Genomic DNA, 12,818 nt, shown 5'->3' with positions numbered 1-12,818 from the left:
GGTTTTTCGCGAGCGACAACTGGCCGGACGGCCAGGTGTCTGGAGTGGGGCTTTGAGGATGAACCGAATCAAAATATGGAATGCGATCAACTGTGGGAGCGGGCTTGCTCGCGAATGCGGTGCCTCAGTCACAGATGTAGTGGCTGACACGCCGCATTCGCGAGCAAGCCCGCTCCCACATGGGTTTTGCGTTGCTTATAAGGTCAGGGTCAGGCGTTTTACCAGCGCCCCCGGCAGCAGATTGGATGACGTATTGCGCTGGCTATACGTACTCGCCGACAGCAGCAATTCCCGATCAGCGGTCAGCGCTTCCAGTTGCGAACCCAACAGGCTGTACACGCTGTCATCAAAACGCATGGTGCTGACCGGCGCTTTGATCTCGCCGTCTTCGACCCAGAACGTGGCGAAGCGGGTCATGCCGGTCAGGCGCGCAGCGGGCTGGTCGGAGTAGTTCAGGTACCACAGGTTGCTGATGTACAAGCCGGTGCCCAATTGCTTGAGGATATCGGCCTGGGCCAGGTTGCCGGCGGCCATCTGCAACGCGCTGGGCGATTCATCGGCGCTGGCGCCGTTGGTGCTCAAGCCGTATTCGGCCGCGCTGCGGGAGTTCACCAGTTGGCCTTCAGCCTTGCCGGCATTGATCAGCTTCACGTCGCTGCGTGGATAGCCGTCACGGGAAAACGCCGAACTCAGGGAGCCGCTGACCTGTTCGTCCAGGGTCACCAGCGGGCTCAAGGACTGATCACCGCCATACAACCGTTGCAACGGGCTGCCTTTGCTGGCGATGGCCTGGGCGGAAAACCCGCCCCAGGTGAGCATGCTGATGATTTCTTCCATGGCCGCCGGGGCAAGGTAGGCGCGATATTGCCCCGGTGCCAGCGGGTGCAGCGGGCGACCAAGGTATTCCAGTTGCTCACGGGCCTGCTTGAAACGCTGGGCGAAGGCCACGCTGTCCCAATCGTTGCCGGCGTAGCTGGCTTTCACCGCTTCACCGTTGGCGTGGAACAGGCTGAAGTCGAAGTTGAAACTGTTGGCCTGATGCCAGCCGAAGGCGCCTGATGAGCTGGCGAAACCACGGCTGATAGGGCCGGCGGCGTAGAAGCCGACCATGTCCACACCTTCAGCGGCCAGGCTGATTGCTTCCAGCACCTGCGCCAGGTCCGGCAGCGGTCGGTCCTGCTGGTCCTTGTTTTGCCAGGCGTTGTGGTTGAGCAGCAGGTACGGATCCTGCGGCAACAACGGCAAGGTCTCGCGCAGTTGTTGCAGGCCGTCGGCCAGGCGCTGGCGATCCAGTTCAGGCTCGCCCGCCAGGGTGATACCGAGGTCGGCGTGGCGCCCGTCATTGATCAGCTTCAGGTTCAGGCTGGCCTGTTGCACCTGGCCGGCCTGGCGCACTTTGCCGTGGTTGAAACGCACAAACTCGGAGGACTCGTCGGCGTAGCCGAGGTGGAATTGTTCGTGGTCGGTGATGGCCTGCTTGAGCCAATCCACCAGGGCTTTGAAATTATTCATCAGGCGTCTCCCCCGAACACGTCCACGTTGCTGAACACACAGGCCGGCGACGCATGGCCGACGCGGATCACCTGGTTGGGTTCGCCCTTGCCGCAGTTCGGCGTGCCCAGCACCTTGAAGGTGCTGGCGTCGCCGACGGCGCTGAGGTTGCGCCAGAACTGCGCGGAAATCGCCCGGTAGTTGGGGTTCTTCACCACGCCTTTGAGCTCGCCGTTTTCAATCAACTGGCCCCACTCGCAGCCAAACTGGAATTTGTTGCGTGCATCGTCAATCGACCACGAACGGTTGGTGGACATCAGGATGCCGTTCTCGATGCCGCCAATCAGCTGCGCCATGTTCTGGTCGCCGGCCTCGATATTCAGGTTGGCCATGCGGTCGATCGGCGCGCGGTTCCAGCTGCAGGCACGGCTGTTGGCCACGCCTTGCATGCCGGCGCGGTATTGCGACAACGCACCGCCCAACGGCTTGAGCAGCAAGCCTTCGCGGATCAGGAATTGTTTGCTGGCCTTCGTGCCGTCGTCGTCATGCCCGTAGCTGGCGAGCTGCTCGGGAATGTCCGGGTCGAAGGTCACGTTCAGCAGGTTGGAGCCGTATTGCAGGTGACCGAAATCGCTGGCCTTGACGAAGCTGGTGCCGGCGTAATTGCGCTCGTCGCCCAGGATGCGGTCGAGTTCCAGCGGGTGGCCGATGGATTCGTGAATCTGCAGGATCATCTGGTCGGGCATCAGCAGCAGGTCGCGCGGGCCCTGGGGTGTGTTCGGGGCCAGCAGCAGTTGCAGCGCCTGGTCGGCAATCTGCGGCGCGGCGCCCACCAGGCCGAAGCGGCTGATCACGTCAAAGCCGCCTTGCTGGCCGAAGTTGGTGCCGCCGAGGGTGCGGGTCTGGCTGTCTTTGCCGTCGTAGGCCGTGACGTTGACGCCCGGGAACACGAACCGCTGGGCCTGGCGCAGTTCGGCGCCGGCGCTGTTGAGGTAGATCTGTTCGACGTGGGTGGTGCCCAGGCTGACTTCCCAGTTCACCAGGCGCTCGTCCTTGGGCACGGCGGCCGATTCGGCGCCGAGCAGTTGGTAGCAGTCGCTCAGGGACGGGAACGGCTGGTCGAGGCTCGGCGACAGGTAGTCGGCAGTGTCGCTGGACACTGGCTGGTTGCGCAGGTCGAGCAGGGCGTGGGGCTTGATGAGCCGGGCTTGCTGTTCGGCGCGCTCAAGGGCGGCTTGCAGGCCGGGCAGGGAAATGTCGTGGGTGGCGGCGTAGGCTTCGACGCCATTGAGGCGCACGGTGAGCATCGCGCCTTCGTCCTGGCTGAGGTGTGGCGGCTCGGCGACGTTCTTGCGTACCGACAGGTACTGGCCGGACTCGCGGACGTAGCGCAGGGAAAAGAATTCGGCGGTAGTGCGCAGGGCACTGAACTGCTTTTTGAGTGTGGCGTGGTGTTCGAACATGGGGCCTTCCTTGTGGGCGGCTCGGCGCGGGCAGGCAAACAGAGTAGGCCCGGGCTGGGAGCTGATCAAGGAAAGTGTAGGCGGGCGGGAGGTCTTGCGGTGTCAGATCGGGCCTCTTCGGGAGCAAGCCCCCTCCCACATTTGATCGGGTTCACACGGTCAAAAATGTGGGAGCGGGCTTGCTCGCGAAGGGAGCACCTCGGTCCATCAGTTACTGCGCAGTAGGACCTACTTCACGCATCGGCTTGCCACGCACCGGCGCATCGCCCGCCACGTAGTAATCCGCAGTGCTGCGCGGCAGTGGCTTGCGGCCACGGATCTTGTCGGCGATTTTCTCGGCGATCATGATCGTCGGCGCGTTCAGGTTGCCGGTGGTGATGATCGGCATGATCGACGCGTCAACCACGCGCAGACCCTGCATGCCATGCACACGGCCTTCGGCGTCAACCACGGCCATCTCGTCGGTGCCCATCTTGCACGAGCAGGACGGGTGGAACGCGGTCTCGGCGTGCTCACGGATAAACTTGTCCAGTTGCTCGTCGGTCTGCACGTCGATGCCCGGGCTGATTTCGCGGCCACGGTATTGGTCGAGTGCCGGCTGTTGCATGATTTCACGGGTCAGGCGGATGCCGTCGCGGAATTCCTGCCAGTCCTGTTCGGTAGACATGTAGTTGAAGAGGATGCTCGGGTATTCCCGTGGGTTCTTCGACTTCAGCTGCACGCGGCCACGGCTCGGCGAACGCATGGAACCCATGTGCGCCTGGAAACCGTGCTCTTTCACACCGTTGCTGCCGTTGTAGTTAATCGCTACCGGCAGGAAGTGATACTGGATGTTCGGCCAATCGAATTCTTCACGGGTACGGATGAAACCGCCCGCTTCGAACTGGTTGCTGGCGCCGATGCCGGTGCCGTTGAACAGCCACTCGGCACCAATGGCCGGCTGGTTGTACCAGAGCAGCGACGGGTACAGCGAGACCGGTTGGGTGCACGCGTATTGCAGGTACAGCTCAAGGTGATCCTGCAGGTTTTCGCCGACGCCTGGCAGGTCGTGGACCACCGGGATGTCGAGGCTTTCCAGCAGCTTCGCCGGGCCGACGCCGGAGCGTTGCAGCAGTTGCGGCGAAGCGATTGCGCCGCTGCACACCAGGACTTCCTTGCGGGCACGGGCTTCAACGCGTTCTTCAGCGGCACCGATCAGGTAACGCACGCCGACGGCGCGCTTGCCTTCGAACAGGACTTTGTCGGTCAGGGCGTGGGTGACGATGGTCAGCGTCGAGCGCTTCTTGGCCGTGTCCAGGTAACCGCGAGCGGTGCTGGCGCGACGACCGTTTGGCGTCACGGTACGGTCCATCGGGCCGAAGCCTTCCTGCTGGTAGCCGTTCAAGTCTTCGGTACGTGGGTAACCGGCCTGTACGCCGGCTTCAACCATCGCGTGGAACAGCGGGTTGTTGCCGGCCTTTGGCGTGGTCACGCTGACCGGGCCGTCGCCACCGTGGTAGTCGTTCGGGCCGATGTCGCGGGTTTCGGCTTTACGGAAATACGGCAGGCAGTCCAGGTAGGTCCAGTCTTCCAGGCCCGGCAGTTTCGACCAGTTGTCGTAGTCCATCGCGTTGCCGCGGATGTAGCACATGCCGTTGATCAGCGAGGAGCCGCCGAGGCCTTTGCCGCGACCGCATTCCATCCGGCGACCGTCCATGTGTGGTTCTGGATCGGTTTCGTAGGCCCAGTTGTAGCGGCGGCCTTGCAGCGGGAATGCCAGGGCGGCTGGCATCTGGGTACGGAAATCGAAACGGTAGTCCGGGCCGCCGGCTTCCAGCAGCAGGACGGTGGCGCCTTCGTCTTCGGTCAGACGGGTCGCCAGGGTGTTACCGGCGGAGCCGGCACCCACAATGATGTAGTCGTATTCTTGGGACATTAAATGCACCCTCGTGAAAGTTGGTTCAGGCTGCTTTTGTGGCGAGGGAGCTTGCTCCCGTTCGACTGCGCAGCAGTCGCAAAGTCAGCGCTCGAGTTCTGTCTGAAAGAACTGCGGTACCTGGCATGGGGCTGCTTCGCAGCCCGACGGGAGCAAGCCCCCTCGCCACATGGGCCATGCCAGGCTCAATCAGGTTTTAGAACACCGAGGCGTAGTCGCCCAGCTCAACCTGTACCGATTTGATGCGAGTGAAGTTGTTCAGCGAGCTGATCCCGTTTTCACGGCCCACGCCCGACTGCTTGTAGCCGCCCACCGGCATCTTCGCGTCGGACTCGCCCCAGGCGTTGATCCAGCAGATACCGGCTTCCAGCTGATGAATCACGCGGTGGGCGCGGTTCAGGTCCTTGGTCACCAGGCCAGCGGCCAGGCCGAAGTCGGTGTCGTTGGCACGGCGGATCACTTCTTCTTCGGTGTCGTAGGTGAGGATGCTCATCACCGGGCCGAAGATTTCTTCACGGACGATGGTCATTTCGTCGGTGCAGTCAGTGAACACGGTCGGGGCCACGTAGGCACCCTTGGCGAATTCACCGTCGGTCAGACGGTCGCCGCCGCACAGCACGCGGGCGCCTTCTTCTTTACCTTTGGCGATGTAGCCGAGCACGCTTTCCATGTGGGCGAAGCTGACCAGCGGGCCGAAGTTGGTGTTTTCATCTTCCGGGTTGCCGATGCGGATGCGGGCAACGCGCTCGGCGATCTTGGCTTCGAAGGCGCCTTTGAGGGCGGTCGGAACGAACACGCGGGTGCCGTTGGTGCAGACCTGGCCCGAGCTGTAGAAGTTGGCCATCATCGCGATGTCGGCGGCGCGGTCGAGGTCGGCGTCGTCGAAAATGATCAGCGGGGATTTGCCGCCCAGTTCCATGGTGACTTCCTTGAGCGAAGAGCTCGAAGCGCTGGCCATGACTTTCTTGCCGGTGTCGGTGCCGCCGGTGAAGGAGACTTTCTCGATGCGCGGGTGTTCGGTCAGCCAGGTGCCGACTTCACGGCCGCTGCCGGTCAGGACGTTGAACACGCCATCCGGAACGCCGGCGGCGGTGTAGATTTCAGCCAGTTTCAGGGTGGTCAGCGAGGTGACTTCGCTTGGCTTGAAGATCATCGCGTTACCGGCCGCCAGGGCAGGTGCGGATTTCCACAGGGCGATCTGGATCGGGTAGTTCCATGCGCCGATACCGGCCACGACGCCCAGCGGCTCGCGACGGGTGTAGACGAACGAGGTGTCACGCAGCGGGATCTGCTCGCCTTCGATGGCGGGCACCAGGCCTGCGTAGTATTCCAGCACGTCAGCGCCGGTGACGATGTCGACGTATTGGGTTTCGGAATACGGCTTGCCGGTGTCCAGGGTTTCCAGGGCGGCCAGTTCGTCGTTGCGCTCACGCAGGATGTCGACGGCACGACGCAGGATGCGCGAACGCTCCATGGCAGTCATGGCGGCCCAGATTTTCTGGCCCTTTTCGGCGCTGACCACAGCGCGCTCGACGTCTTCTTTGGTAGCGCGTTGCACGTTGGCGAGAACTTCACCGTTAGCCGGGTTGATGGCTTCGAAAGTGGCATCGCTGCCAGCGTCGGAGTAGCCGCCGTCAATGTAGAGTTTTTGCAGTTCGAAACGGGCCATAAAGTCCTCGCAAGTGCATTAGTGGTTGGCGCGGTTCGGGAGTTGAGCGTTTATGTGTGCTCTAACTCACCTGCTTGGCCAATTGGAAATCCATGTATTCGTAAGCGATCCGTTGCGCCTGCTCCGTGTCGAAAGCGTCTCCCGACAGGGCGCCGCGCAACCACAAACCGTCGATCAGGGCCGCCAGGCCTCGGGCTGCGCTGCGTGCCTCGGGCAACGGCAACGCTCGGCGGAACTGGCAACACAGGTTGGAATACAGACGGTGATCGTTGATCCGCTGCAGCCTGTGCAATGACGGGTGGTGCATGCTGGTGGCCCAGAAGGCCAGCCAGGTTTTCATAGCCGGGCCGTTGACTTGGCTGGCGTCGAAGTTGCCTTCGATGATCACCTGAAGATGGGCCCGCGGGCTGTCATCTTTCAGCGCCAACCGGCGCTCGGTGACGTTCTCGATCAGCACGTTCATCAGGTACCGCATCGTGGCGGCGATCAGGCCATTCTTGTCCTGAAAATAGTGACTGATGATGCCATTCGAGACACCGGCCAGACGGGCGATCAGCGCAATGCTGGCATCCCCCATTCCGACCTGATCGACGGCCGTCAATGTGGCTTCGATCAACTGCTGGCGGCGTATGGGTTGCATACCGACCTTGGGCATCGTGCACCTCTCCTTAGGCCTGCCAACGGGCGATAAACGTCCGTCGGCTTGAGGGCCAGTCTATTTTGTTTTGATTGAACGTTCAATCAACAAAGAATAAGATCTGCGACAAATGGTCGCTGCCTACAGGTATTTCCTACGTGCATGTGGCGCCACCTGACATCGGGAAAACCCATGAAACAGCCCGGCACAGCGGTTCGCCGGGGGTTTATGGTTTTTCGGGGTGTCTTTATACACCCGTCCGTCGACTGCCGAAAAATCGATGGCTCGGGTCAAGCGTTGCCTTGTGTTTCTCTGCACTGCCCGGAGCATCTGTGCCATGAGTTCTGCCTCTCTTATAAAGACCCCGCCAGAAAAGGTGCGGGTCAACGGTTGGGTGTTCTACACCTCCACCGCGCTGATTCTGTTGTTGACCGCGATTCTGATCATCGCCCCGCAGGAAGCCGGCAGGATGCTCGGTGTGGCCCAAGCCTGGTTGTCGAAAAGCTTTGGCTGGTACTACATGGTCGTGATCGCCGCCTACCTGGTGTTTGTGGTGGGCCTGGCGTTTTCGTCCTATGGCAAATTGAAACTGGGCAGCAAGGACGACACCCCGGACTTCAGCTACGGCGCCTGGGCCGGCATGCTCTTCTCGTCGGGCATCGGCATCTCGCTGCTGTACTTCGGCGCCTCCGAGCCGCTGGACCACTACTTCAACCCGCCTGAAGGCGCATCGGCCACCGGCGAAGCTGCACGCCAGGCGTTGCAGTTGACGTTCCTGCACTGGGGCCTGCACGGCTGGGCGATCTACGCACTGGTCGGCCTGGCCGTGGCGTACTTTGCCTACCGTCATAACCAGCCGCTGGCCCTGCGCTCGGCGCTGTACCCGCTGGTGGGCGAGCGTTGGGTCAAAGGCGCGGCCGGTCACGCGGTGGACGGCTTCGGCATGTTCGTGACCCTGCTGGGCCTGGTGACGAACCTGGGGATTGGCTCGATGCAAGTGTCGTCCGGGCTGGAAAACCTGTTCGGCATGCAGCACAGCAACACCAACCTGCTGATCGTGATCATCGTGATGAGCACCGTGGCGACCATTGCTGCGGTGTCGGGTGTGGAGAACGGCATTCGCCGCCTGTCCAACCTGAACATCGTGCTGTTCAGCGGCCTGCTGATTTTCGTATTGCTGTTTGGCCCGACTTTGCACTTGCTCAACGGCTTCGTGCAGAACATCGGCGACTACATGAACGGCATCGTGCTGAAGACCTTCGACCTGTACGTGTACGAAGGCGACGCCGACAAGACCGAACGCTGGATGGGCCTGTGGACCCTGTTCTACTGGGCCTGGTGGATTTCCTGGGCGCCATTCGTGGGCATGTTCATCGCGCGTATTTCCCGTGGTCGCACGGTGCGTGAACTGGTGGCCGGCGTGCTGCTGATCCCGCTGGGCTTCACCCTGGCGTGGCTGTCGATCTTCGGCAACTCGGCCCTGGACCTGGTGGTGAACCATGGCGCGGTGGAGTTGGGCAAGACGGCGCTGGAACAGCCGTCCATGGCGATCTACCAACTGCTTGAGCATTACCCGGCGTCGAAAATCGTCATCGGTGTGTCGATCTTCGTGGGCTTCGTACTGTTCCTGACCCCGGCGGATTCCGGCGCGGTGATGATGGCGAACCTGTCCTGCAAGGGCGGCAACGTTGACGAAGATGCGCCGCATTGGCTGCGGATTTTCTGGTCGGCGGTGATCACCCTGGTGACCATCGGCCTGCTGTTCGCCGGTAACTTCGAAGCCATGCAAACCATGGTGGTGCTGGCGGGCTTGCCGTTCTCGGTGGTGCTGGTGTTCTTCATGTTCGGCCTGCACAAGGCGATGCGCCAGGACGTGGCGATCGAGTTGGAGCAGGCGCAGTTGGCCGAGCGTGGTCGGCGTGGTTTCAGCGAGCGTTTGACTGCCCTGGACCTGCAACCTAGCCAGGGTACCGTGCAACGCTTTATGGACAAGCACGTCACGCCGGCGCTGGAAGAAGCGGCGACTGCGTTGCGTGACCAGGGGCTGGAAGTGCAGACCCTGCTGGGCAAATCCAAGCGCTGCATTGGTGTGCGCATCGAGATGCAAGAGGGCAATCCGTTTGTCTACGAGGTCAGCCTGGATGCTTATTCGTCGGCACCGAACGACTTGCCCGAGGAAGAACGCACGCGCTACTACCGCGCCGAGGTTTACCTGCACAACGGGCCTCAGGAATACGACCTGATGGGCTTCACCCAGGAGCAGATCACCCGGGACGTGCTCGATCAGTTTGAAAGCCATCGGCAGCTCCTTGGCCGTGTCTATAGCTGAGTGTTGAAAGGACAGGTGGTGTCGTTACTGACACCACCTGAGCAAAATGTGGGAGCGGGCTTGCTCGCGAATGCGCAGTGTCAGTCAGTACATCTGACACTGATACACCGCATTCGCGAGCAAGCCCGCTCCCACATTTTTTTTGCGGTGTCTGTTAGCCCAGGTTCTTGCCCAAGAGGGCGTGATAGAGCTCGCTGTCACCCAGAATCCCCACCACCTTGTTGTTGTCCTGCAGCACCAGCTTGTTCCCTGTCTGATACCGAATCTGCAACGCCTCACGCATCCCGATATTCGAATCCACCAGCGTCGGCATCCGGCCCAGGCCCTCCACCGATTGCCCCGGTGCCCAGTTCTGCAGGTTCAGCACCGAACCGTTCTGCCGCGCGCCCTTGATGGTGTTGCCTTCGGCCAGGTCCAGCCACGAGTCACCGCCCGGGTCCAGGCTGATGGAGCCGTTGACATGGGTGCAGTTATCCACCGTGCGCATCAGGCTGCGGCCACACAGCACATTCAGCGGGTTGGTGTGGGCCACAAAGGTCCGCACATAGTCATCCGCCGGGTTCAGCACGATCTCTTCCGGCACGCTGTACTGGATGATCCGGCCGTCTTTCATGATCGCGATGCGGCTGCCGAGTTTCAGCGCCTCATCCAGGTCGTGGCTCACGAATACGATGGTCTTGCTCAGCTTGCGTTGCAGCTCCAGCAACTCATCCTGCAAGCCCTGGCGGATCAGCGGGTCGAGTGCCGAGAAGGGTTCGTCCATCAACAGGATATCGGCGTCCATCGCCAATGCGCGGGCCAGGCCGACACGCTGCTGCATGCCACCGGAAAGCTCGTCGGGCTTCTTGTTGCGCCACTGCGACAGGCCCACCAGTTCCAGCTTGTCGTCCACCAGCTTGCGCCGCTCTTTTTCCGGGCGGCCCTGCATCTCCAGGCCGAAGCTGATGTTCTCGCGCACCGTCAGCCAGGGCATCAGGGCGAACTTCTGGAACACCATGGCGATGCGCTGGGTGCGCATCATTTTCAGCTCGGCGGGGGTGCAGGATGCGATGTCGATCTGCCGACCTTCATGCTCCACAAACAGCTTGCCACGGCTGACGGTGTTCAAGCCGTTGATGCAGCGCAGCAAGCTCGACTTGCCTGAACCAGACAGGCCCATCAGCACGCAGATCTCGCCTTTCTCGACATCCAGGCTGGCGTTTTCAACGCCGACAATCTGCCCGGTCTTTTTCAGGATCTCGTTGCGCGTCATGCCCTGGTCCAGCAGCTTGAGCGCCTCGCGTGGGTCTTTGGAGAAGATCACGTCGACATTTTCGAATCGGATAATGCTCATGCATCACCCCCTACTTTGGCGTCGGGTTGTTTGCAGATGCGGTCGAGCATGATGGCCAGCAGTACGATCGCCAGGCCGGCTTCAAAGCCCAGGGCGATGTCGGCGGTGTTCAGCGCGTTGACCACCGGTTTGCCGAGGCCGTCGGCGCCCACCAGGGCCGCGATCACCACCATCGACAACGACAGCATGATGCATTGGGTAATGCCGGCGGCGATGCTCGGCATGGCGTGGGGCAGTTCGATCCGCGAGAGCAACTGACGGCGCGAGCAGCCAAAGGCCTTGCCGGCGTCCATCAACTCTTGCGGCACATCACGGATACCCAGGTAAGTCAGACGGATAGGCGCGGCAATCGCAAACACCACCGTGGAAATCAGCCCGGGCACTACACCCAGCCCGAAGAGGGTCAGGGTAGGGATGAGGTAGACGAAGGTCGGTACGGTCTGCATCAGATCGAGCACCGGCCGCATCAGGGTGTAGAACATCGGTTTGTGCGCGGCAACAATGCCCAGCGGCACCCCGATCACCACGCAGACCAGGGTGGCGAACAGCACTTGCGCCAGGGTCTCCATGGTTTCCTGCCAGTACCCCAGGTTGAGGATCAGCAGGAAGGAGGCGATGACAAAAACGGTCAGGCCCCATTTGCGTTGAATGAAGTGAGCGAGCAGCGCAATCAGACCGATCAATGCCAGTGGATTGAACCAGGTCAGCGCGAACGTCACGCCGTGGATCATCGTTTCCAGGGTCGATGCGATTGCGTCGAAGTAGGCGGCCCCGTGTTGGGTCAACCACTCAACGAAGGCAGCGATGTACTGGCCTAGCGGGATTTTATGTTCAGTCAGCATGGTAGTGAATGTCCACATGCGAAGAGGAAAAACATCCCGGGCCAGCGTACCGGCCCGGGGTCAGCGGTTTACTTGGCGAGGTAAGCTTTGACGGCCTCCAGTCCTGGTTTGCCATCGACCGTGGTGACACCGGCGAGCCAGGTGTCGAGCACTTGCGGGTTCTTCTTCAGCCACGCCTTGGCGGCGGCGTCAGGCTTCATTTTGTCGTCCAGGACGTTACCCATCAGGGTGCTTTCCATGTTCAGGGTGAACGACAGGTTTTTCAGCAACTGGCCCACGTTGCTGCATTCCTGGGTGTAGCCCTTGCGGACGTTGGTGTAGATGGTGGCCTGGCCGTAGTTGGGGCCGAATGAATCATCACCCCCGGTCAGGTACTTCATCTTGAAGCGGGTGTTCATCGGGTGCGGTTCCCAGCCGAGGAACACGATGGCCTGGTCGCGCTTGGTGGCGCGTTCCACCTGCGAAAGCATCCCGGCTTCGCTGGATTCGACCACTTTGAAACCGGCGGTTTTCAGGCCGAAAGCGTCCTTGTCGATGAGGGTCTGGATGGTCCGGTTGCCGTCGTTGCCCGGCTCGATCCCGTAGATCTTGCCGCCCAGCTCATCCTTGAATTTGACGATGTCGGCGAAGTCTTTCAGGCCCTTGTTGTACAGCGCTTCCGGTACGGCCAGGGTGTACTTGGCGTTTTCCAGGTTGGCGCGCACGGTTTCCACGGTGCCGGCATCACGGTACTGCTTGATGTCATTTTCCATGGTCGGCATCCAGTTGCCGAGGAAGATGTCCATGTTCTTGCCGTCGGCCAGGGACTTGTAGGTCACGGGTACTGAAATCATCGTGGTGCGGGGTTTGTAGCCGAGGCCCTTGAGGACTTCGCTGGTGGTGGCGGTGGTGACGGTGATGTCGGTCCAGCCGACATCGGAGAAGTTGACGGTCTGGCATTGCGCCGGTTCTGCAGCGTGAGCCACGACTGGCAGACTCAGCATGGCGGCCAACAACAACGACGGGGAACCTTTCATGGGGGTGGACTCCTGGTGTTTTTCTGGCGGCAATAACACCGCGCTTATAGGTGTTGCGGTTGGGCGTGCGGCACAGCTCTGCCACGCAACTGTGCAAACGAGTCGAGACTGATCATGTACCAG

At 61.4% G+C, this 12,818-nt stretch carries 9 protein-coding genes; 1 reads left to right on the top strand and 8 read right to left on the bottom strand.

Features of this window, described 5'->3' with window-relative positions; translation table 11 throughout:
• Positions 1-195: 195 nt before the first annotated feature.
• The 5 genes from HX786_RS06875 to betI all read right to left on the bottom strand — a co-directional run bounded on the left by HX786_RS06875 (position 196) and on the right by betI (position 7,193).
• A complete protein-coding gene (locus tag HX786_RS06875; RefSeq protein ID WP_003216897.1) occupies positions 196-1,512 on the bottom strand; it encodes a TldD/PmbA family protein in 1,317 nt (438 codons plus the stop codon).
• Complete coding sequence (locus HX786_RS06870) at positions 1,512-2,954, bottom strand: TldD/PmbA family protein (protein WP_178911865.1); 1,443 nt, start codon at positions 2,952-2,954, stop codon at positions 1,512-1,514. Before HX786_RS06870 ends, HX786_RS06875 begins: the two co-directional genes overlap by 1 nt.
• A gap of 211 nt (positions 2,955-3,165) precedes the next feature.
• Complete coding sequence (gene betA / locus HX786_RS06865; protein ID WP_178911864.1) at positions 3,166-4,869, bottom strand: choline dehydrogenase; 1,704 nt, start codon at positions 4,867-4,869, stop codon at positions 3,166-3,168.
• A 196-nt stretch (positions 4,870-5,065) separates the two neighbouring features.
• Entirely contained in the window at positions 5,066-6,538 is a 1,473-nt protein-coding gene (betB, locus tag HX786_RS06860) for a betaine-aldehyde dehydrogenase (protein ID WP_003216900.1), read from the bottom strand.
• Positions 6,539-6,599: 61 nt separating this feature from the next.
• Positions 6,600-7,193 (bottom strand): transcriptional regulator BetI, encoded by a 594-nt coding sequence (gene betI / locus HX786_RS06855; protein WP_003216902.1) that lies wholly within the window; start codon positions 7,191-7,193, stop codon positions 6,600-6,602.
• Positions 7,194-7,569: 376 nt separating this feature from the next.
• Between betI and HX786_RS06850 the strand changes: the two genes are divergently transcribed.
• Positions 7,570-9,504, top strand: coding sequence for a BCCT family transporter (locus tag HX786_RS06850; RefSeq protein ID WP_236260840.1), 1,935 nt, complete (start codon positions 7,570-7,572; stop codon positions 9,502-9,504).
• 154 nt (positions 9,505-9,658) lie between these two features.
• On the opposite strand, the gene choV is transcribed toward HX786_RS06850, so the two are convergent.
• The 3 genes from choV to HX786_RS06835 form a co-directional block, all read right to left on the bottom strand.
• The gene (gene choV, locus HX786_RS06845; protein WP_003216907.1) at positions 9,659-10,837 is read right to left on the bottom strand and encodes a choline ABC transporter ATP-binding protein; all 1,179 of its coding nucleotides are present in this window, start codon (positions 10,835-10,837) and stop codon (positions 9,659-9,661) included.
• Positions 10,834-11,679 (bottom strand): choline ABC transporter permease subunit, encoded by an 846-nt coding sequence (gene choW, locus HX786_RS06840; protein WP_003216909.1) that lies wholly within the window; start codon positions 11,677-11,679, stop codon positions 10,834-10,836. The genes choV and choW overlap by 4 nt, the downstream gene beginning before the upstream one ends.
• 68 nt (positions 11,680-11,747) lie before the next feature.
• Positions 11,748-12,695, bottom strand: coding sequence for a choline ABC transporter substrate-binding protein (locus tag HX786_RS06835; RefSeq protein ID WP_003216912.1), 948 nt, complete (start codon positions 12,693-12,695; stop codon positions 11,748-11,750).
• Between the last annotated feature and the right edge of the window lie 123 nt (positions 12,696-12,818).

Origin of the sequence: Pseudomonas sp. 21615526, from assembly GCF_013386245.1 — a bacterium.
Classification (GTDB): domain Bacteria; phylum Pseudomonadota; class Gammaproteobacteria; order Pseudomonadales; family Pseudomonadaceae; genus Aquipseudomonas.
This window is presented reverse-complemented; position numbering and strand designations above follow the sequence as displayed.

Bases quoted from the DNA above. Each gene is read 5' to 3' on its own strand.
- HX786_RS06875 (WP_003216897.1), bottom strand. From the start codon at position 1,512: ATGAATAATTTCAAAGCCCTGGTGGATTGGCTCAAGCAGGCCATCACC.
- HX786_RS06870 (WP_178911865.1), bottom strand. From the start codon at position 2,954: ATGTTCGAACACCACGCCACACTCAAAAAGCAGTTCAGTGCCCTGCGC.
- betA (WP_178911864.1), bottom strand. From the start codon at position 4,869: ATGTCCCAAGAATACGACTACATCATTGTGGGTGCCGGCTCCGCCGGT.
- betB (WP_003216900.1), bottom strand. From the start codon at position 6,538: ATGGCCCGTTTCGAACTGCAAAAACTCTACATTGACGGCGGCTACTCC.
- betI (WP_003216902.1), bottom strand. From the start codon at position 7,193: ATGCCCAAGGTCGGTATGCAACCCATACGCCGCCAGCAGTTGATCGAA.
- choV (WP_003216907.1), bottom strand. From the start codon at position 10,837: ATGAGCATTATCCGATTCGAAAATGTCGACGTGATCTTCTCCAAAGAC.
- choW (WP_003216909.1), bottom strand. From the start codon at position 11,679: ATGCTGACTGAACATAAAATCCCGCTAGGCCAGTACATCGCTGCCTTC.
- HX786_RS06835 (WP_003216912.1), bottom strand. From the start codon at position 12,695: ATGAAAGGTTCCCCGTCGTTGTTGTTGGCCGCCATGCTGAGTCTGCCA.